At 44.4% G+C, this 23,265-nt stretch carries 13 protein-coding genes; 10 read left to right on the top strand and 3 right to left on the bottom strand.

The genetic code is table 11. The features are described from left to right. Positions 1-2: 2 nt before the first annotated feature. The 3 genes from DW033_RS04020 to DW033_RS04010 all read right to left on the bottom strand — a co-directional run bounded on the left by DW033_RS04020 (position 3) and on the right by DW033_RS04010 (position 7,201). On the bottom strand, positions 3-1,742 hold the full coding sequence (locus DW033_RS04020; protein WP_048927180.1) for a DUF6057 family protein: 1,740 nt from the start codon (positions 1,740-1,742) through the stop codon (positions 3-5). Between the two features lie 153 nt (positions 1,743-1,895). After that, positions 1,896-3,749 carry a RagB/SusD family nutrient uptake outer membrane protein gene (locus tag DW033_RS04015; RefSeq protein ID WP_048927181.1) on the bottom strand — a complete coding sequence of 618 codons (1,854 nt, stop codon included), beginning with the start codon at positions 3,747-3,749 and terminating at the stop codon, positions 1,896-1,898. Positions 3,750-3,796: 47 nt separating this feature from the next. After that, positions 3,797-7,201: a TonB-dependent receptor gene (locus DW033_RS04010; protein ID WP_057326181.1), complete on the bottom strand. Its 3,405-nt coding sequence runs from the start codon at positions 7,199-7,201 to the stop codon at positions 3,797-3,799. Positions 7,202-7,760: 559 nt separating this feature from the next. Between DW033_RS04010 and DW033_RS04005 the strand changes: the two genes are divergently transcribed. The 10 genes from DW033_RS04005 to DW033_RS03960 all read left to right on the top strand — a co-directional run bounded on the left by DW033_RS04005 (position 7,761) and on the right by DW033_RS03960 (position 23,265). Further along, positions 7,761-11,141 (top strand): TonB-dependent receptor, encoded by a 3,381-nt coding sequence (locus tag DW033_RS04005; RefSeq protein ID WP_122144944.1) that lies wholly within the window; start codon positions 7,761-7,763, stop codon positions 11,139-11,141. 44 nt (positions 11,142-11,185) lie between these two features. Then, positions 11,186-13,033 (top strand): RagB/SusD family nutrient uptake outer membrane protein, encoded by a 1,848-nt coding sequence (locus tag DW033_RS04000; RefSeq protein ID WP_057326179.1) that lies wholly within the window; start codon positions 11,186-11,188, stop codon positions 13,031-13,033. A 125-nt stretch (positions 13,034-13,158) separates the two neighbouring features. Beyond that, the gene (locus DW033_RS03995; RefSeq protein ID WP_057326178.1) at positions 13,159-13,881 is read left to right on the top strand and encodes an MBL fold metallo-hydrolase; all 723 of its coding nucleotides are present in this window, start codon (positions 13,159-13,161) and stop codon (positions 13,879-13,881) included. A gap of 48 nt (positions 13,882-13,929) precedes the next feature. Further along, positions 13,930-14,307: a VOC family protein gene (locus DW033_RS03990; protein WP_005867648.1), complete on the top strand. Its 378-nt coding sequence runs from the start codon at positions 13,930-13,932 to the stop codon at positions 14,305-14,307. A gap of 168 nt (positions 14,308-14,475) precedes the next feature. After that, complete coding sequence (locus tag DW033_RS03985) at positions 14,476-15,462, top strand: ROK family protein (protein WP_005867650.1); 987 nt, start codon at positions 14,476-14,478, stop codon at positions 15,460-15,462. Between the two features lie 103 nt (positions 15,463-15,565). Continuing rightward, positions 15,566-16,087 (top strand): NUDIX domain-containing protein, encoded by a 522-nt coding sequence (locus DW033_RS03980; protein ID WP_008772740.1) that lies wholly within the window; start codon positions 15,566-15,568, stop codon positions 16,085-16,087. Positions 16,088-16,183: 96 nt separating this feature from the next. Continuing rightward, the gene (locus DW033_RS03975) at positions 16,184-19,183 is read left to right on the top strand and encodes a tetratricopeptide repeat protein (protein WP_048927185.1); all 3,000 of its coding nucleotides are present in this window, start codon (positions 16,184-16,186) and stop codon (positions 19,181-19,183) included. Positions 19,184-19,192: 9 nt separating this feature from the next. Continuing rightward, positions 19,193-21,001: a TonB-dependent receptor gene (locus DW033_RS03970; protein WP_122382469.1), complete on the top strand. Its 1,809-nt coding sequence runs from the start codon at positions 19,193-19,195 to the stop codon at positions 20,999-21,001. Positions 21,002-21,018: 17 nt separating this feature from the next. Then, complete coding sequence (locus DW033_RS03965) at positions 21,019-22,119, top strand: sensor histidine kinase (protein ID WP_057326177.1); 1,101 nt, start codon at positions 21,019-21,021, stop codon at positions 22,117-22,119. 15 nt (positions 22,120-22,134) lie between these two features. Further along, a complete protein-coding gene (locus DW033_RS03960; RefSeq protein ID WP_048927188.1) occupies positions 22,135-23,265 on the top strand; it encodes a sensor histidine kinase in 1,131 nt (376 codons plus the stop codon).

The raw sequence follows: 23,265 nt of genomic DNA, 5'->3' as shown, positions 1-23,265 counted from the left end.
AATCATTTAAGAAGGTAATAAGACCAATAGGTGTCTCCAAAAGAGTTTTTTATCAATTGGGGTAGCTGTGGGTTATTCCGGTTCTGCAATACAAGATTCCTGTAACCTGTGAATTTCCGGATGACATTTTCGGACACGTTGAACCGTCTCCAATAATCCGAGTCTTTCTCGGCTAGTAAAATAACCGCTTCTTGGAAACTCGTCGGAAGGGAAGGAAGTGTAGATGTACCGTAATATTTCTCAATGAATGTCTGGAAAGATTTCATATCCTTGGATAAAAGATAGATGGCTCCGACAAATTGGATGGGAATCTGATTCTCCGGGTTTTGTTCTGCCCGGATCAATAAATCATGTTCTAACCCGTTTACACCGGAAAGGTTGTTACGAAGGGGAAGTCCTTTTCGTTTAATCCCCAGTACCGGATCTTCTTCTATGGCTTTATCATTATATAGAAATTCCCTATGTCGTTTTGCCCAGTCGTGATAAGCGTAAGTCTTCTCTAATATATCGATGTACTTCTCTGCGATTGGATATGTACCGTAAATCAAGTTGGTTTGGACTAGACGTTGTAGGTTCCGGGGATTACCGGCCCCAATCACGGTGACATATCCTTCAAATGCCATCTCTTGCGATAAGGCGATTTCTCCAAGCGTAAAATAGGCGTCGCTAAGTAAGGTCGATACGGAAGAAGTCTTATTCCAAGAGGCTAATAATCCTTGAGGCCCGTGTTGATCGAACGCAAACATCCGGTTTCCTAACTCGCCTTTCTCAGCAAGGGCGTTGTTTAGGTAAGTCAAGTATAAGTAATTCTTGATCGGACCTTGGCAGTTCCGGATGATTTGATCCCATTGTCCGTTTCGGGCATAATAATCTAGTTCCTTTAGTTGATAAGATTTTTGATCATTATATCTTGGTATCCCGAACCTGCAAAGTGCGAGAATTATGATAAGTTGTACGGAGATCTCTATCCAATCTCTCTTTTTCGAAGTGCCTTTAGGCCATGTAAATGCGAAGATCAGCGAAAGCGGCAAACTGACCCAGGAAAAATATATGACATTCGGAGCTTGTAAGATCGGATGATAATAGGCATCCGGTAGGAACGCGAAATGATAATCGGTAATGACTGTCGCCCATACGCAACTGGTCGCTATGAGTGTAAACTCGATGGGGATCACCAAGAAGACAACTCCTTGTTTGAATTGGCCGAATAATTCCTTGATGAATGCGCAGACCGTGAATAATCCGGCTATAGGCCCTCCTATCCAGAAAAGTAGAGGTGTGATAAGTAGGGCCGTAAATAATCGGAATCGAAAGTTATTGATCCGTATCCACCCATTCAAACAAAGTAGGCAAATTAAAAAGGCCACTGTTCCTTGTAGTAAGTAATTGAAATCGTATTGAGCCAATAATAAGGATAAGACGGGGAGTAAGTAAATCAGATACAACTCTTTTTCCGGGGTGATTTGTCTTACGACAGCCCTCATGGTAAGCCCTATGCCAGTGAGCAATGCGGCAAAGATAAAGGGACCGAGATAAGGGGTGATAAAAAATTGTGTCAAAAATTCCCCGATGACCGAAGATAAACCTCCCGGATAACTGATTTTATCCGCAAGATAGTCTCCGGAAAATTGGAATAGTTGAAGCTGCTCGATATAAAAGAAATGAAACTTGCTGGTTATTTGCAAGAAAACCCCTAATATGGCAAACAGTATCAAACCGAAGAGTATTTGTTTATATCTCATGGCTAGAGTATACGTTTCATTATGATTTAAAGTCAAACAAAGATATGTATTTAAAATGAAAAAAGCGAATAAGCATTCGCTTTTCGCTTTTGTGAGGGGGTAACCACACATATCACATGCCTGGTTACCCGATATTAATGTTAACCCACTTGTTTATTTCCAATTTTCATTTTGAACCAAGAGGCCGTCCATCTTTTGAATCTCATTCAATGGAATAGGCAATACGCACCATTTTGCGTTGTAAACGCTATTCGCATATTTCAATAAGAATTTCTTTTCATAAGAAGCGTAGCTGTTCAACTCATCGGCGATGATACCCCAGCGAGCCAAATCATACCAGCGGTGACCTTCAAGAGCCATCTCAATCTTACGTTCCCAACGTAACGCTTGCGTCGCAGATGCTTTGGAAGCGAATTGAGAATCGGGATATAAGCCGATACGGTAGTTAGCCGCGGCATTCGATAGAGTCTTTCCGTTTACCTTGTCCTCTAATACATATGAGGATGTAGTCTCTGCCATACCATTATTCGGATCGGCAGCCTTTACATATCCGTTGGCGGCACGGGCACGGACTTGATTGATATATTTACCGGCCTCCTTATGGTTGCCTGTTTCAATCAATGCCTCGGCGTACCATAGTAATACGTCTGCATAACGGATCAGGTGGAAGTTCTTCGCAGAAGAGTTCGTTACTGTTACGATAGACAAGCTACCCTTGTCTGCCTTACGCGGGATGTTCTTCTTGTTCAGGTACAAGCCACCATTACTATAATCGCGTACCCAACCATCCAAAGATGAAGGAACTGTCCAATCCCAGAACGGAGTATTGAAACGTCCGGTTGAAACATCCAGACGCGGGTCGGTGTAAACCGTTAGATCCGTATGAGGAATGTTGTTTGCGTCTAGCGTCGTAAGCGCAGGGCTGTTTTTATACTGACCATCCATCATCGGCAGACCGTTTGCGTCAACGATATGTGAGTTTACCAAATCGTTGGAGGGCTGATAGAATCCCCAACCTCCTGTACCTAACGCACCGTTAAAACCGATGTGCCATGGTCCGTTGATACTGGAAGTTTCTTCCACAGTACCAGTGATTGCCATTTGGATATCAAATACAGACTCGCCAGTCCAATCGGCTTCACCTGCGATGTGAAGCTCCTCATATGTGTCAGCCAATTTGTATTTTGTGCCGTTATTGTCTTTACCGTTCGCCATGACTTCCTCCAAAAGGCTCTTGACCTCAGTCCAACGGTTTTGTGAGCCGTTCTTTCCATCGTATGGAGAAGATTGATACATTTTTACTTTTGCCAATAAGGCACCTGCGGCCCATTTGTTTATACGCCCCTTGTCGGTAGTCCAGCGATCTGGAAGATTGTCGTACGCAAATTGTAAGTCATCGATGATCTTATCCCAAATATAAATGTAGTTACCACTCTCGTCTACATTAGAAACCTGCGGGTTTACGTTCTCTTGCATAGCCAGATCGTCCACGTAAGGAACAGCGGCTCCAAATAATTTTACAACCTCGAAATGCCAGAAAGCACGGAAGAAGCGTGCCTGTGCGATCGTTTCCGTATAGTTGTCTTTCGCCTCTCCATTGACCGTTGACATTTCTTCTTTGGCCATGTCTGCCAACTTGATCACGTTGTTTGCCACGAAAACACCGTTATAGCATTTTTTCCATTTCACGTTTAGGTAACCGTTGTCTGTGGTAAACGTATAGGTCTCCAAACTTGTGAAGTCCGGTTGGTCTTGATACGTGGAGCCCTTATTGGCACTACCGCCCATCACGTCGCCATATACATAGTTACTCAATGTTGCCTCGAAATAGGAGTTGTCGTGCATTTTTGCATACATACCTGTCACCAATTGCTCTACCCCTTTCGCTGACACGAAATCTTGCTCACTTACTGAACCAGCGGGTTTGACCTCTAGAAAATCCGAACAAGACGTATTTCCTAAGGCTAGAACTGCCGCCATTGCGGAATATATAAATATTTTTTTCATTATTGTTCTACTTAATTGTTAATATAATCAGATTTTCATTCCTAGTTTTAGAACGTAACATTAACTCCAAGGATAAATTGACGTGGCATACCGTATGAACCATAGTCTGTACCCATGTTACGGTCTTTAGAATTACCGGAACCATCATCCGTACGAACCTGAGGATCCAATCCGGAATAACCGGTCAATGTGAATACGTTAGAGATCTGACCATAGATACGGATCTTGTCGAATTTGATCTTGTTCATCCATGCTTTCGGCAAGGTATAACCCAACGTTAATGTTTGCATACGCAAGAAGGAACCATCCTCTATGTAGCTGGAATTAGATTCGTTGGCCGCAATCGTACTTTCTCCTGTAGCGGTTGCCCACATCGGGTAGATTCCGTTTGGATTCTCCGGGCTCCAAGAGTTGTCGCGACGATCTTTTGAATAAGCAGATTGCAAAGAACCGTAGTGTGTATAGTATTTATACATGGCAAAGATGTCATTACCTACGGAGAAGTACAAGTAAGTGCTCAAGTCGAAACCTTTCCAGCCTACGCTTAGGTTAACACCACCAGTCAAGTCCGGATGCGGGTTACCGATGAATGTACGGTCACTTGCGTCGATCTTACCATCGTTGTTCACATCTTTCACCTTGAATTGACCTACGTATTGAGACGGATTTAACGAAGCGGCGTCTGCCGTACCGTATGGTAATACTGCGCCTCCAGCATCATTCTTATAGTTGCGAACCTCATCCTCGCTCTTGTAGATACCATCCACCTGATAACCGTGGAACATACCAACCGCATACCCCTTCATCATGACATTCATGTTGGAGATACGAGTACCTTCGAAGATACCGGCTTCCGTACCGATCTCTGTCAATTTGTTCTTATAGTGAGAAAGGTTCACGCCAATCGAGTAATCTACCTCGCCGACCTTGTCGCGCCATGTCAAATTCAAGTCAACACCCTTATTTTCCATGTCGCCGATATTTACTTTAGGCTTGTCTGCGTTACCAGCCAAAGCAGACCAGTTCGCATCGATCAACATATCGGAGGTCTTCTTTAGGTACCAGTCGAAGTTGATGCCTAAGCGTTGGTCGAAGACTGTCGCATCGAAACCTACGTTCAACATCTTAGAGGTTTCCCACTTCGCATCGATATCACCTAAGGCCGTAACACCGTATCCTGTCATTACGTCCGTATCACTACCGGTGATGCTATAGAGCCACGTGTTACCTGTACCGTAGCGGAATGCCCAGTTGTATGCTCCGATATTAGAGTTACCTGTCGTACCGTAACCGGCGCGCAACTTGAAGTCGTCTAACCATGTACGAGTCTTTTCCATGAAATTCTCGTCTGACATACGCCATCCCAAAGATATGGAAGGGAATGTACCCCAACGGTTTTTCTCGGAGAATCGAGAGGATGCGTCTCGACGAACGGTCACGGTAGCCAAGTATTTGCCTTGGTAAGCGTAATCAGCACGTCCGAAGATACCAAACATGGTGCTGGGTGAGTGCATGTAACCACTGTTACGTAAGTTGGCGGCAGAACCGTTGTCGATTTGCCATGTGTTCGGGTCATCCTCGAACTGGTAATCAATACGGCCGGCCTGTATCACGCGGCCTAAGCCCTCGCGGATAGCTTCTGTTCCTAATACTACGCCGATTGAGTGGTCTTCGTTGATTGTCTTTTTATAAGTGGCCGTATTCGTCCATTGGTAGCCTAACCAATAACTGGCGTTCTCGTAGAACTCGTTGTTGTTACGTCCCTCCTTGTTGGTCATGATAGTACGCTTGTTCATCCAAAAGTCCCAAGCGCCACTTAAGCGGGCACTGAACTGCGTACGGATCGTCAAGTCCTCACCAATGCTTTCCAATGGTTTGATCTCCGCATAGATAGCGGATTGCGCACGCAAGAAACGACGGCGGTTATCCTTACCGTGGTTAACAGACATCACGGCACTTTCCGCACGTCCACCCTCATTGTTCACGGATCCCGCATAGTCTCCACCTACCGTATAAATAGGTACCCACGGCTGGATGGAGAAAGTCTTACCGAATGTGTTGTCGTCACCTTGGCGCCCCCGCTCACCGGAGTTCTCTATTACGGCGAGATTCGTATTTTGTCCGATGTTGAACCACTTGTTTACGAAGAAGTTGGTATTTGCACGCAAAGAATAACGGCGGAACCAAGACTCCTTGATTGTACCCTCACGGTTCATGTAGCCTAAACCTACCGAGTAGGTAGCCTTCTCGCCACCACCTGTTACTGAGATCTCGTGGTTCTGCACCTTACCGGTCTGTACTACCTCGTCGTACCAGTTTGTACCTTTACGAGCTTCTTCTTCTGAATAACCATCCTCCAGCATTTGGTAGTAAGCGGAACGAGACCATGTGTTTGTTCCGTCATCCTTATAGGATTTTATCCATGCGTCGATTGAACCAAACTCTTGAATGACTTGATCCTTACTATAACCAGCAGGTTTCAGTGCGTAAGGCATTGTTAAATGGCCTGAACCATCTGCTCCGATTGAGCCGAACTGTGCGTGAGTCGTGGTCAAACCGCGATATTTCAACAGGTTACGCTGACCTTCTTCTTGGAATTCCATCGCTTCCCATGCGTCCAATAGATCATAACCGTTATTAGCCATCTTGGCCACACCGAAATAACCGTTGTAAGAAACCTTTACACGGTCATCTTTCTTTCCTTGTTTGGTGGTGATGATGATAACGCCATTCGCTCCTTTCGCTCCATAGATGGCGGCGGCGGCGGCATCCTTCAAGATCTGCATGGACTCGATATCGTTCGGGTTCACGGCATCGATATCTACACCGGATACACCATCCACGATCACTAACGGGTCGGAACCATTCACGGAGCCTACACCACGGATACGGATCGTAGTCTCACCCAACGGACCGCCACCAGCCTGTACGAATACACCGGCTGCCTTGCCTTGCAAGGCCTCGGCGAAGTTGGATACTGGAGTCTCTTTTAAGTCATCTGTAGAGACTACGGCCACGGATCCGGTAATGTCTTTCTTCGCTTGGGTACTATAACCCGTTACGACAACCTCGTCCAAGGCTTGGGAGTCTTCTACTAATGTAATTTTGATAGAGGTCTGGTTATCTTTAAGATGCACTTCTTGAGTTACGTATCCGATGTAAGATACTACTAAGACTGCGTTTGCGGGCACATTGTCGATTATAGCACGACCGTCCATGTCCGAGATGTTTCCGATAGTAGTCCCTTTTACGACTACATTAGCTCCGAGGATAGGGCCAGATTTGTCTACGATGGTACAGTTAACTTGTCGTCCATCTTGCTGTACGCTCATAAGTCCTGTACTGGATGTTGGATACAAATAATCTGTTTCTGTAGCAAAAGCAGTTCCGGCTCCGTACAGAAGAAAAGAAGCTCCTAAGACTAATGGCTTCCATGATACAACATTTCTCATACAAATTTAGAATTTAAGGTATAATAAAATAAAAAACACAGACTTTTAACAAAATGAATTCACTACTCTGCCATACCTCTAGGGTATGTTACATCTGTTTACATCTCAAAATAGGCAAACATCATTCTCTTCTTCTCAACTTCATTTGTGTAGCTTCTTCATTATCATGTCTTTAATGATAAAAGCCGCTTCTTGCTATCTTTCATAATACTAAAAAAACGACTAGTCTAAACGATCGTTTAAATCTTGCGTTTTTGAAAAGAGGAAATGATGATTTGAAAAAGAAAATCTTTTTTTAGATCGATGAAGGGTTATCTCTCCCATTAGCAATAAGATAAAATAAAAAAAATCAACAAAAAGTTGCACGTGTCGAAAAAAAAACAGACCTTTACAAACGACTAATAGAAACGATCGTTTCGATTAGTCGTTTTATGAAAAAACATTTAGACCATAAGTATTCAAGAATTTGCTGAAATCTAGAATGTTATTGTATATAGAAAGATCATTTTGCTGTTAGATTGTGTTTTTTATTGATTTATACCTTAAAATCTAATGTTGTATGAGAAATGTAGTATTATGGAAACAGGTGTTTCTAGGAGCCTCTTTGTTTCTATGTGGCACAAGTCCAGTTATGGCCACAGAAGTAGGCGATTTAGTACCAGACGTAAGGGGCAATGCCCTGCAACAAGATGGACGTAGAGTCACTTGCACTATTTCAGACAAAGCTGGACCAATTGTTGGAGCGAATGTCCTTATTAAAGGGACAACTATCGGAAATATTTCCGATATGGACGGACGGGTCATACTTGATGGTGTGCCGGATAATACCATATTGGTGGTATCTTACATTGGCTATGTAACTCAAGAGATCTCTCTGAAGAATAGCCAGAACAATATCAAAGTAAAATTAGCGGAAGACACACAAGCCTTGGATGAGGTCGTTGTTGTAGGTTATGGTACCCAAGCGAAGAAAGATATTACGGGATCTGTCGCTGTCGTATCTACGGAAGAGTTGAAGGAGACTCCGGTAGCGACATTCTCAGAAGCCTTGCAAGGAAAGGCTTCCGGTGTGTATATCTCGAACTCGGGTGGACCTAGTGGTGAGACGACTATCCGTATCCGTGGTGTCGGCTCGTTGAATGGTTCGGACCCATTGATTGTTGTGGACGGTGTCTCGAATGTGGATATCGATGCGGTCAATCCGAATGATATCGAGTCTTTGCAAGTCTTGAAAGATGCTTCCGCTACTGCGATCTACGGTGCGCAAGGAGCGAATGGTGTAATCATTATCACGACAAAGCAAGGAACTAAAAGCGGCCGGGTACGAGTATCTTATGATGGTTACTTTGGTGTGGCGAAGATGGCGAATAGTGGTTATGATTTGTTGAATGGATGGGAGGCGATGGAATGGCAAGCACAAGGTATGAGAAACGTGCGGGATTATCGCGGACAAACACCCACCGCTCATCCTCAATTCGGATCGTTGAACGATAAAGATGAATTGACGATGCCTTATGCGATTAAACCGGCCGGTTTATCAAAAGATCAAGTAATCTCGCAGTTTGGTAGTATCGATGCGTGGGTGGCTTCCTATAAACCGGATGGTAGTAATTCGTGGTCACGCTCCGCTTATTACCAGATGTTGGAAGATGGATATTCGGAAGCGGAGGCCCAGAAAGGAACGAATTGGTATGATATGGTGACTCGTACGGGTAAAGTACAGGATCATCAGATCTCTTTATTAGGAGGTGGAGAGAAAGGAACTTACTCGGCTTCTTTAGGCTATACTAATCGGGAAGGAACGATTATCTCTTCTTTCTTTAAACGTTATTCACTGCGTGCCAACTCTACTTATAACGCGAATAAATATTTCACGATAGGCCAGAATTCCAATATCGCCGTAATGGAGATGGGCGGTGAGCGGGGTCGTCAAGGGGATGCGAGCGTATTCGCCCAAACATATACGATCCAGCCATGGGTACCTGTTTATAATGTAGGTGGCGATTATGCGGGATCACAGGCCTCGGAAGGTGGACGTGCGAATACGGCTTATCAGACAGCCATGAATCAACAGGATGATTGGACTCGTTTCATGCGATTGCAAAGTGCGGCTTTCGCCGAGTTGAAACCGATCAAAGGCCTGAGTCTTCGTACGCAGTTCAGTGTTCGTTTGATGGGTATGTGGAGCCAAGCGTTGAGTGAGAAGACGATCGCTACCAATAAAGAGGGGCAATCTCAAAATTATCTGGAGGAAAACGCGAATTGGAGGTTGGATTATCAGTGGACCAATACGGCGACTTATAAGACGAAATTCAATGAAGATCATGACGTGACATTTATGATCGGTACGGAAGCTATGAAATTTGGTGTGGGACGAAGTATGAAAGCCATTCGCTATGATTATATCTTCGAGAATAATCCCAATACATGGATATTAAACAATGGTTCTTCCGACAATATGAAGAATGAAGGAAAAATGTTTGATAAAAGTACGATGTTCGGCTTGTTTTTCCGTGGCGATTATTCCTATAAAGGTAAATACTTGGCAACTGTAACGGTTCGCCGGGATGCTTCTTCCCGGTTTGGCGAGGATAACCGCTGGGGTACATTCCCTTCTCTTTCTTTAGGCTGGCGTATGTCGGATGAGGTCTTTATGGAAAAGACACGTACGTGGTTGGATGATTTAAAGGTGCGTGCGGGTTATGGAACGACCGGTAACTCTAATATCGGAGCCTATAATTATGCGTTTCAATATGCGACCGGAAATGATTATTTATATGGAATCACAGGTGCGGATTCAGGGGCGTCTCCGGGCTATGCGATCTCAAATCTGGGTGATGTGAATGCTAAGTGGGAAACAACCAAGATGTTTAACGTCGGTTTAGACGTAACGGCGTTGAATAATCGTTTGACCGGAAGTATCGATTATTATATTAAGAAGACTTCAGATTTGTTGGTGAACGCTAACTGGTCCGCTTTGGCCGGTAACGCTACTAAGCCAAAGATCAATATTGGCGATATGCAGAATAAAGGTCTTGATTTCAGTGTGGGCTGGAGAGATAAAGTCGGTGATTTTAGTTACTCGGTAAACGCCAATATCTCAACCTATAAGAATAAGGTTACCCAATTAGGTTCCTCGGATCTATTTACGAATACGCGTTTGAGTAAGGTAAACATCACCACGGTTGGTCAACCGGTAGCGATGTTCTACGGTTATCAAGTGGACGGAATCTATACGAGTGAACAAGATGTGCTGAACTATAAGACCGCGGATGGAAAAACGATTTTACCGTATGCCGTGGCGGACGAGGCCAGCTTGAATCCTCAATCATGGGTAGGTCGTTATAAGATTCGTGACGTGAACGGAGATGGAAAGATTGGGGCGGAAGACCGTACGATTATCGGTAATCCGCATCCGGACTTCACGGGAGGTGTGAACCTTAGTGTTGGTTGGAAAGGTTTTGATTTGAGTACATTCCTTTATTTCTCTGTAGGTAACGACTTGTATAAACATTATCAGTATTATACGCATTTCGGGGCATTACAAAGTAACTTCTCTAAAGATCGCTTGGAAAACTCTTGGGATCCCGTTACAAACCCGGATGGTATCTATCCATTATGGGCTGGTACATCTAATGAAGGTACGGAGGCGGCTAATGAATCCAATTCTACTTATATAGAAGACGGTTCATACTTGCGTATGCAGACATTGACGCTCGGTTATACGTTGCCAAAGAGTATCTTGAATAAGATCAAATTTGAGAAGATTCGTGTTTACGGTCAGGTTTCCAATGTGTTTACATTAACAGGCTATTCAGGTTTGGATCCGGAGGTTCGTAGCAATAATGAAGATAGCAGTAACGATATGATGAAAGGTATCGACTACGGTTCTTATGGTATGCCACGCCAGTTCATTTTAGGCGTGAATATTTCTTTCTAAAAGGATTTTCGATAAGGATATTGATAACGATTAAAAAAAACAGTATGAAAAGACTATTTATATATTCAATGTTAGTGGCGTCTTCATTAGGAGCGATGACCTCTTGCTCTGACTTCTTGGATGTGAAGCCGGTGGGTGCGGTCAGTGAAGAAGAGTTACTGAATCAGGAAGGCGTAAATTATGCGATTACAGGAATGTATTCATCGATGCTTACACAGGAGTATTTTGCGGCTCCTTTGACAAATTATGCCTATGGCGATGTACTGGGTGGAAGCGCGAATAAAGGGTCTACGTTTACGGACCAGTCTGACTTTACGAACTTGGAAACGTATGCGATCACTACGGACAACGGATATTTGAATACCAAATGGAAAGTGGTTTATGAAGGTGTCTATCGTGCGAACAACGTGATTAATATGATCGATAAAATCAAGGACGAGCTTTCCTCCGTAAAAGGCGTATCAAAGGATTTTTATACCGAAGCGATCGCCCAAGCCCGATTCTTCCGCGGATTCTGGCATTTTGAGGGAATGAAATTATTTGGTGCCGCTATTCCTTACGTGGGAAGCGAGGAGTTCGCTAGCGATGTAAACCCAAAAGTTTCCAATGTGGATGAGTCTGGCAATTATATTTACATATGGGATAAGGTGGCTGAGGATTTACAGTTCGCTTATGATAACTTGCCGGATATTTGGGCGAGCGATAAAGGGCGTGTCAATAAATGGGCCGCCGCCGCTTTCTTGGCAAAATTGAGGCTGTATCAGTCTTCACCCTATAACGGTACGAATGGTACTTCCGATCATTGGGCGGATGCCAAGGCTTTATTGGAGGCTATTATCGCGAATGGGCAGGATAATAATGGCACGAAATTCAAACTAGCGGATACTTATGAGGATTTGTTTACGGCAGGTAGTGCCGATTGGAGCGGTGAGTCCGTGTTCGATATACAGCGGACTATCTCTGGTTCTCAGGTAATCACGAACTCTATCGAAGGTTCATGGCATACGGCTCCTCCGGGAGGTATGGGTACATCCGGATGGGGTTTCTATCAACCTTCCTATGAGTTGGTAAACTCACATATCGTAGACGAGAGTGGTTTGCCGTATCTGGATAAATCATATCAAGATAAACCGGCGTTGACTACCTTGACAGATAATATTCCACATACGGATTTAGAGGTTTTTACCGATCCTCGTCTGGATATCAGTACCGGTCGTTTTGATGTCCCTTATTGGGACTGGACGGTTCCTTCTATCTTGGATGGGTGGGTACGTGATATCGCGAATGGTGGTCCTTATATGAATAAGAAGCGGCAACCGAAAAAAGCGGATAAAGGCGGTACGAGCGTATCTACGGAGACGAGTTCTACAGCCAAGAATTACCATTTGATCCGTTATGCGGATGTTTTACTTTGGTATGCCGAAGTCTTGATTCACGACGGAAATTATAAGGAGGCCGGGAAGTATATAAATGAGGTACGTGCCCGTGCGGCAAACTCGTATGTGAAGGGCGTTGATGCTGCCACGATGTTGCCCACTTCTACATCTTATGTCTTGGATGATAAAGTGAATGGGAAGTTGGATTCGAACGCTGCGGCTAATTATCGTGTAGGTTTGTATCCGGATTCGCAATTCAACAGCAAGGATGGTGCTTTAGCCGCTTTACGTTTCGAGCGTAAATTAGAGTTGGCGATGGAAGGTCATCGCTGGTACGACTTAGCTCGTTGGGGAATAGCGTACGATGAGATAAGTAATTATATCACTTACGAGAAGAGGCATCTCGGAAAGTTTGCCAACTGCGTTTATAACGCTAAATGGGTAACTCTTCCGATCCCGAATGATCAAATCGTGACCATGGAAGGCGTTTTAGTCCAGAATGAGAATTGGAAATAAATCGTAGGTTAATAATCTGTATCGGTCAGGCATGTGATATGTCTGACCGTTTTGTATATTTGCGGCATGAAGTCAACAACCCGGAGGGTTTCGGTGTTTTTTAATAAACAAATAAAGAGAATAGGATGAGACTGGTGTATATTTATCATAGCGGGTTTGTTGTAGAGGCGGAAGGCTTCTCCATCTTGATCGATTATTTCAAAGATACGAATCCGGGCCCGGCGAAGGGGTTTGTGCGTGGGGAGCTATTAAAACGTCCGGGGACGTTGTACGTCTTGGCATCACATTTCCATCCGGATCATTTTAATCCGGACGTGTTGAAATGGAAAGAGGAGAAAGACGATATCAAATATATTTTCTCCAAGGATATCTTGAAACGCCGCCGGGCAAAAGCCGAGGACGCTTTTTATATGAAGAAGGGAGATGTGTACCAAGATGAGCATTTAACGATTAGGGCGTTCGGATCGACCGATGTCGGTATCTCTTTTTTGATCGAGGCGCAAGGTAAACTGATTTTTCATGCCGGAGACTTGAATAATTGGCATTGGAAAGATGAGTCTACTCCACAGGAAGTTGCGGAGGCGGAAGGGAATTACCTGAAAGAACTGGATATAATAGCGAAATATACGCAGGCGATGGATGTTGTCATGTTTCCGGTAGATCCCCGCTTAGGGACCGATTTTATGCGAGGTGCCCAACAATTCATCGACCGGATAAAGACCGGTATCTTTGTGCCGATGCATTTCTGGGAACGTCCGGCGGAGGTCATGGCTTTTGCCCCGTATGCCGAATCGAAAGGTTGCCGGTATGTTGTCCTTTCTGTACCGGGTGAGGGTACCGATATATAATATATTATTAATGTATAGGTTTTAGAAAACATATAAATTTATTTAGGTATGGAAGTTAAAGGCAGATTTGACCATTTCAATATTAACGTATTGGATTTGGAGAAAAGTATCGCTTTTTATAACAAAGCGTTGGGATTGAAAGAGCATCATCGAAAGGTCGCAGAAGACGGTTCTTTTATATTGGTTTATTTAACGGATGAGCAAACCGGTTTCTTGATGGAGCTGACTTGGCTGCGTGACCGGAAAGAACCTTATGAGCTAGGCGACAATGAGAGCCATCTTTGTTTCCGGGTAGCCGGCGATTATGAGGAGGTACGTAAATACCACAAGGAAATGGGAGCGGTTTGCTTCGAGAATACCAAGATGGGATTGTATTTTATTAATGATCCGGATGACTATTGGATCGAGATATTACCGTTGCGATAATTCTCCATTATTATATAACAATGTTGCTTAACATAAGTTTTCGAAAAAAGAAGATAAAATGACAGGAATCTGTAAAATTTTCTTCAAATCGTATTGCAACTTGTGTTAAACCTCTTATATTTGCTACCCAGAAAGAGGAAAATCATTATTAATCCTAAATATAAAATCATGGAGAAGCCTTATGTAGTAGGTATCGATATAGGTGGTACCAACACTGTTTTTGGTGTAGTTGACGCAAGAGGAACAATCTTGTATAGTGGATCAATTAAGACTGGTAAATATGCAGACGTTAATGACTATGTAGCGGAACTTGCTAAAGGTCTGAAGTCTGTTATTGATCAGGCTGGTGGTCCGGATAAGATTAAAGGTGTGGGTGTAGGTGCTCCGAACGGAAACTTTTTCAACGGATGTATCGAATTCGCTCCGAACTTGCCTTGGAAAGGTAAGATTCCTTTGGCTCAATTGATCAGCGAACAGATCGATGGTATTCCTGTTGCTTTAACAAACGACGCCAACGCTGCCGCTATCGGTGAGATGACTTATGGAGCCGCTCGCGGTATGAAAGATTTTATCGTGATCACTTTGGGTACTGGCGTGGGTAGCGGTATCGTAATCGGTGGTAACTTGGTATACGGACATGACGGTTTTGCCGGCGAGTTGGGCCACGTTATCATGCGTCGTAACAATGGTCGTCAGTGCGGTTGCGGTCGCCAAGGATGTCTGGAGGCTTATGCTTCAGCTACCGGTGTGGCTCGTACGGCTCGTGAATATCTGGAAATCCGTAAGGACGAGAGTGTTCTTCGCGACTTGGATCCGGATGAAATCACTTCAAAAGACGTATACGACGCAGCTATGAAGAATGATAAGATCGCTCTTGAGATTTTCGAGGCTACCGGCTCTATGTTGGGAGAGGCTTTCGCTGATTTCGTAGCATTCTCTAGCCCGGAGGCTATCATTTTGTTTGGCGGTCTTACGAAAGCTGGTGATTTGATCATGAACCCGATTAAACGTTCAATGGAGAAAAATATGTTGAAAGTTTACGCAGGTAAGACTAAATTATTATTCTCTCAATTGAAAGAGAGCGATGCTGCCGTATTAGGAGCAAGTGCTTTGGGTTGGGAAGTAAGAGACCAAAGCGCTGGTTTGGAAGTCTAAATCCGGTTTTGCGTATAACGAAAAGACATTTGCGAAATAAGGCAAGCCGCATCTATATTTAGGTGCGGCTTGTTGTTTTTAATTGAATTATAAATCATAAAGTATGAGACATCCGTTGTATCAATTTCAGTTTTGCCCGGTTTGCGGGGCAAAAGCTTTCGTGGAACATAACGAGAAAGCGAAAAAATGTATGGCGTGCGGTTTTGTTTATTATTTCAACCCGTCGTCGGCTGTCGCTTGTTTCATAAAGAACGCTAAGGGGGAGTTATTGCTGGTTCGCCGAGGAAAAGAGCCGGCTAAGGGTACATTGGATTTGCCCGGTGGCTTCGTCGATATGTTTGAGTCGGGGGAGGAGGCCGCTCGCCGGGAAGTAAGGGAGGAGACGGGGTTGCATATCCAGAATTGTCGTTATTTGTTTTCCTTGCCTAATTTATATATGTATTCCGGCTTTGAGGTGCATACGCTGGATATGTTTTATGAGTGTTTGGTAGATGATTTCAATAACGTGCATGCGGAAGATGATGCCGCCGAGATCGTGATCCTTCACCCGGAGGATGTGAATCCGGAAGACTTCGGTTTAGACTCTATCCGAAAGGCGGTACCGATCTATCTTGGTAAATATTGATAGAACTTGCCTGCTGTTTGGCGCATATTACTTATATTTGCGAATTAGAACGAATAGGCACTGAAGTAAGTGCTTGTATTAAAAAGCAAATGAGTGATGAAAAGAATACTTATTCCGCTGTGTCTGGTAGTAGGCAGCCACATGGCAAGCGGGCAGAGATCGTATCAATTTGATGCGCCGAACCGTTTGTTTGTCGAAGGCAAGGAGTTGTTTAGTTTGAAGAATTATTCAGGTTGCATCGATAAGCTGGAGGCGTATAAACAGCATTCCACGGATGCCGACTTGATTCAAGAAGCCGATTATATGTTGGTCTACTCCGCTTATGAGCAAGGCCGTCCCAATGCCGTTGAGTTATTGAAAGATTATCTGGATGTGTACCCGGCTTCCCGTCATGCGGACGAGGTGAACTTCTTGATCGGTTCCGCCCATTTCGGACAGGGAGAATATCAGAAAGCTATCTTTTGGTTTAACGAATCGAACATTGATATGCTAAGTCCGGAACAACAGGAGGTTTATTGTTTCCGTTTGGCTTATTCCTTGTTGCAAATTGGGGATATGGAGAAGGCCCGTGGTTATTTCGCACGGATCGAGCAGATCGGAACGAAGTACCGGGAAGCATCTACCTATTATGTCGCTTATATCGATTACGCAACCGGTAAATACAACAATGCCTTGGTGGAATTTACCCGCTTGAAGGACTTGCCTGATTATAAGGAGCGATCTTTGTACTATATCACGCAAATTTATTTTATCCAGAATAAATACGAGAAAGTGATCAGCGAAGGTAAGGAATTGCTAGCCTCTTATCCGGATAGCGAGAACAATAGCGAGGTTTACCGTATCATGGGTAACGCCTACTATCATCTGGGAAATGAGGATCAGGCGATTAATATGCTGAGTAAATATGTATCCTCGACGGATAGCCCGTTGAGGGGCGATTTATATATCTTGGGCGTATGTTATTACAATAAGGGTAATTACAGTAGCGCCGTGAACGCTTTGGGGCGGACCGTACGTGAGAACGATGCCCTTTCGCAGAACGCTTATCTGTATCTGGGGCAAAGTTATCTGAAATTAAAAGATAAGAATAACGCCCGTATGGCCTTCGAGGCTGCCGCGACTTCTTCTTTCGATAAGCAAGTGAAAGAGGCGGCTATGTATAATTACGCTTTATTGATCCACGAGACCGCTTTCACTGGCTTTGGCGAGTCGGTGACAATCTTCGAGGATTTCTTGAATGATTTCCCGAATTCCAAATATGCCGATAAGGTAAACGATTATCTGGTGGAGGTTTATTTGACTACCAAGAACTATCAAGCGGCTCTGAACTCTATCGATAAGATCAAGCATCCGAGCACGAAGATCTTGGAGGCGAAGCAAGATATCTTATTCCAGTTGGGAACGCAGGCGTTCACGAATATGGAATTGGATAAGGCGGTCGATCTTTTCAGCCGTGCGATTTCGTTGGGCGCTTATAATCTGGAATCTCGTAACGACGCTTATTTCTGGCGTGGGGAATCTTATTATCGCCAAGGTGAGTATAACAAGGCGATTTCCGATTATCGTACCTATTTGAATAATACCCGCCAACGTAATACGGATATGTATGCCTTGGCACATTATAACTTAGGTTACAGCTACTTCAAATTGAAAGAGTATGGCGAGGCGTTGAACCGCTTCCGTCAATACGTGAATTTGGAAAGCAATCAGCAGACTCCGGCTTATGCGGACGCTTATAATCGTATCGGCGATTGTTTATTCCACAACCGTCAGTTCGCTATGGCGGAAGAGAATTATACCCGTGCGGCGCAATTGCAACCGTCCGCCGGAGATTATTCGGTGTATCAGAAGGGCTTCTTGCTGGGATTGCAGAAAGATTATAAGGGAAAGATCAGCGTGATGGATCGCTTGATCCGTGAGTTCCCGGAATCACAATATGTGGACGATGCCTTGTTTGAGAAAGGACGTTCTTACGTGTTATTGGATAATAATCAAGCGGCTGCGGCAAGCTTTGAGCAATTGATGCGTGATTTCCCGCAAAGCAGTCTGGCTCGTAAGGCCGGCGTACAGCTTGGTTTGATTTACTTCAACGACAATCAGCCGGAGAAAGCGGCCGACGCTTATAAGAGCGTGATTAGCAATTATCCGGGTAGCGAGGAGGCGAAAGTGGCCTTGCAAGACTTGAAGTCCGTATATATCGAGCTGAACGATATCAATTCGTTTGCCGCCTATGCGAATTCGTTAGGTGGAAATGTTCGTTTCGAGGTGAGTGAGCAAGACTCCTTGACCTATCTGGCGGCCGAGAAGTTATTTATGCGAGGCGATAATGAGGGCGCTCGTCGTAGCTTGACGAATTATTTGCAAACCTTCCCGCAGGGAGCGTTTAGCTCGAACGCTAATTTCTATTTGGCAAGTATCGCTTTTGCCAAGAAAGATCTGGAGGAGGCGAAACGTCTGTTCTCGTTGGTATTGGAGAGCGGTGATACGAAATTCAGGGAAGAGTCTTGGGCTCGTAAGGCTGAGATCGAGTATCTGGATAAGGATTACGCCGCCGCTATGGAAAGTTTCAAGCATCTACAGGCGGTAGCGGAGAATCCGGAGAATAAGGAGGCCGCTAAATTGGGCTTGATGCGTTGCGCCGAGTTGACCGGTCAGCCGCAAGAGGCTTTGCTTGCCGCCAACGATTTGCTGAAGGAACCGAAGCTATCTCCCGAGATTATGTCCGAGGCCCGTTATGTCCGTGCGAAGGCTTATATCAGCTTGAAGCAGGAGAACAAGGCGTTGGCCGACTTGAAGGAGATCAGCAAGGATACCCGTACGATACACGGGGCGGAGGCTAAATATCTATTGGCTCAATTGTATTATGATAATAAGGATGATAAGAATGCCGAGACTGTCTTGATGAACTTCATCGAGAACGGTACGCCTCACCAATATTGGTTGGCACGGGGCTTTATCTTGTTGGCTGATATTTATATCCGCCAAGGTGATGATTTCCAAGCTCGTCAATATCTGACCAGTTTGCAAAACAACTACAAGGGCGATGATGAGATCGCCGCGATGATCGAAGACAGATTGGGTAAACTAAAGAAATAAAAGAAAGCGATGAAGACTATATATAATGTAAAGGCGTTGTGTGTGGTAGCTTTGCTGGGTTCGGCTGCTGCTGCGAGTGCGCAAGAGGATGTTACGAAAGAAAAGAACCTGAACCGAGAGATGACGCTTGAACGGGAGTATGATCCTTCCGTGCAGGACGCTAGCAAGGTAAATACGCTTCCCGTGGTGAAAGAGCCGGAGGTTCGTAAGATCCCGATCGATTACTCGAATTATACGATCGCCGCCGATCCGCAGAAAGAGATTAGTTTGTTGCCTTCCGGAAATATCATGACGCAGATGGACTACAACAAGCGCCGGGGATATTTTAACTTCGGTGTAGGCACATATCTGAATATAAACGGTGATTTGGGATATCATATCTTGAGTACCGAGAAGGATAAGTTGAATATTTGGTATTCGCATCGTTCTACGAATGGAAAGGTGAAATATATCCAGATGGACGATGAGAAGGTAAAGGCGAAACTCAATGACAATCTGGGAGGCATTAATTTCAAGCATGTTTTTGATAAGACGATATTTAGTATCGGTGCGAAGTACGGGTATTCGGCGTTTAATTATTATGGACTGCCTATTGCGGATGCTTGGTCTATGATGGCAGAGGGTAGTTTGGATAGAGTGGATCGGGAAACAAACCAAGTAAACCAGACGATAGCTGCTAATATAGGATTTGAGTCGAAGGAAGATGCCCCGTTCGGATATTTGCTGGATTTAGGTTATATAAATTTCTCCCATAAATATGGGTTGAACAAGAATATAGATGGACCGACGGAGCATACTTTAGAGGCGAAGTTTGATTTGAACGCAGGTTTTAATGGGAATATGCGGATTGGCTTGGGTGGATTGGTGGAGTATTTCAACTACAACTTTCCGGAGGCAGCTTCTAATTCGTATGTTTATGAGTTTAAGAATCATGCCGAGGTGATGTTATCACCATATTATAAAGTTGAGGGTGATAATTGGAAAATCAAATTAGGTGCGAATGTGATGTTGGCTACAGGTGATGATGCGGAGTTCATGGCCTCGCCAAATATTGCCGCTGATGTGGAGGTTGCTGATAAAACGGAGCTATATGTAAAGGCTGACGGAAAGCTTTACTCCAACAGCATGTACGATATGTCACAGATCAACCGTTATCTGTATCCAATGAAAGAGTTGGCTCCTTCTCGTAACTGGTTGAATGCTATCTTGGGTATCCGGAGTGGCGTGGCACCGGGATTTTGGTTCGACGTGTTCGCTGGTTATAAGATAACTAGTAGCGATGTGCTTTTCAGTCAAGTGGCCACATCTAAACCTGACTTTTTTTCCAATTTCAGTGAAGCGATACCGGATGTCGATACTAAGCAGCTTTTTGTAGGGGCTAACTTGAAATATAGCTATCAGCAATTGCTGGATATCTCTTTAAAAGGGGTGTATAATAATTGGAAGGCAAATCAAGGGGATGAGAGTGTTGAACTAAGCCATGCTTATGGAAAGCCAGAAATGGAGGTTAACGCAAATGTAACCGTGCGTCCGATCGATAAGTTATCTGTTGCCTTGGATTATTATTTGGCCACCGGACGTTATGCTTTTGTAAAGAATTACTGGGAAGCTGAAAATCACAGTAGCGTGTCTGCGGGAGCTGGCGAATACAAGATGAACAACATCAACGAGCTAAACCTAACAGGTACCTATACCTTCAACGATACCTTTGGTGTTTACGCTAAGTTGAATAATATCCTTTGCCAGAAGTATGAGGTATATTACGGATATCCTTTGCAAAGCTTTAGTGCGATGATTGGCGTTAATATCAATTTCTAACACTTGAAATAGGAAGGATGGGTGACATAAATATCAAACAACTGGAAAGCCTTCGCTGGAGGATGCGGGTGATCGAGACGCTGACCGTGATCGGGACAGCGTGGATCGCCTTGGCGGTTTACCAGAAGAAGGAAGAACTGGTTTATTATTTGGTGGGAGCCGTAGTCCTTCTATTCCTGTTAAAGTATTATACGCAATTCCGTCTGCGAAAAAGACAGTTCGTCTCTAATCTCGTGGAGCAGCGAACGATGGAATTGCGTTTCCAGCGGGATGCGATGCAAGCGGAGTCGGAAAAACTATCCCGTGCCCTTTCTGCCTTGGCGGATGCCCAGGACGAGTTGGTTCGTAAGGAACGTCTGGCATCGATCGGCCAATTAACGAAAGGTCTGGTAGACCGTATCTTGAATCCCTTGAATTATATCAATAACTTCGCTCATTTGTCTGCTGTATTAGCGAAAGATATCAAGCAGAATATCGATGAGGACGAAGAGACCGGTAAACACGATAATTATAATGATACGCAAGAACTGCTGGTTCTTTTGACCAGCAATCTGGATAAGATAGCCAAGCATGGTGATAACACGGTGCGGATCGTAAAAGCGATGGAAGAATTGCTGAAAGATCATTCGGCGAATCGAACTTGCGTGGATATTAATGATTTATGTAAGGTCAATCTGGATATCTTGCGAAAGAATTACGCGAAGGAGATCGAGAAGAATCAAGTAGATCTATCATTCTCCGGGCTTTCCGTACCGTTGACAATCGAGGTGAATATCGATCAGATGGGAAAAGCCTTGTCGCAGATATTGGATAATAGTATATATGCGGTCTTGAAAAAGGCCGGAGAGCCGGGATATCAGCCTTCTGTCTCGTTGGTATTGCGTATTCAAGCGGATAAGCTGCAAGTGGTTATCCGTGATAATGGCGTCGGTATAGAAGAAACGATAAAGACGAAAGTCTTTTCTCCGTTCTTTACCACCAAACCGACCGCGGAAGCGGCAGGAACAGGTCTTTACTTGAGTCGGGAGGTCGTTTTGAACCATAAGGGTACGATCGCTATCGAGTCGGAGAAAGATAAATATACGGAAGTTACGATTACGTTGCCTATTTATAGTTAGGAAAGGAGGTTCATCATGATACAGGATTTACATACCGAGATTGATCGGTTAAAAAGGCGGATTAAACTTTGCGAGCGGGTTACGCTGGGTAGCTTGGTCGGTATTTGTGTATCTGTGAAGTTCGGTCATCAAGAATGGATCGGATTGCTTTTCTTGATTCTGTTTTGCCAGACCTCTAAGTTGGTTTTCAAGCGGAAACTCAAACAAAAAGAGTATTTGGTAAAAGAGGTAGAGGAGCGTACGCAGGAGATCCGTTCGGAGAAAGACGCGATCCAAGAGGAATCCGAGAAATTGGCGGCGGCTTTGAAAGCCTTGGGTGAGGCGCAGGACGAGCTGGTCCGTAAGGAACGGATGGCTACCGTAGGGCAATTGACCCAAGGTTTGGTGGACCGTATCTTGAACCCACTGAATTATATCAATAACTTCGCAAATCTGACATCGGGGTTGGCCAAGGATCTCCGGGAAAATCTGGATAGTCAGAAAGAGCATCTGAAACCGGATGTGTATGACGACTCGGTAGATTTGCTGAATATGATGACCAGTAATTTGGAGAAGATCTCTGAGCATGGTTTCAATACGGTCCGTATCGTTAAGGCGATGGAGGAATTGCTGAAAGACCGAAGAGGTAATCTTACGCTTACCAACATAAACGGATTATGCCGGATCGCCTTGGATAAATTGAAGAAAACGTATGAGCAGGATATTCAAGAGAAGAATATCCGGATTGTTTTCGATAATTTGACGCTGTCTTTGATGATGGAGGTAAACGTGGAGCAGTTCAGTAAGGTTCTGGCCGGGATATTGAAAAATTCCATGTATGCCCTGTTGAAGAAATCGGAGACCGTGACTTTTAGTCCGGAGATATTCCTTGGATTGAAAGTCAATAAGGATATGCTGGAAATAACGATCCGGGATAACGGGTCCGGTATCGACGAGAATATAAAAGATAAGATATTCGCTCCTTTCTTCACGACAAAGACAACGGGGGAAGCGGCCGGCGTAGGGCTTTACCTATGCCGTGAGATCGTGCAAAACCATCGGGGAACCATCGAGGTGGAGAGTAAGAAAGGAGAATATACCCAGTTTCTAATTACGATCCCTGTATATCAACCGAAAACAATTACACCGCCTAAAGAGGAGGAATAG

It is taken from the genome of Parabacteroides sp. AF39-10AC (genome assembly GCF_003635405.1).
Taxonomy (GTDB): Bacteria; Bacteroidota; Bacteroidia; order Bacteroidales; family Tannerellaceae; genus Parabacteroides; species Parabacteroides distasonis.
Note: the sequence above shows the minus strand (reverse complement) of the source record. Positions and strands in the feature narration are given on the sequence as shown.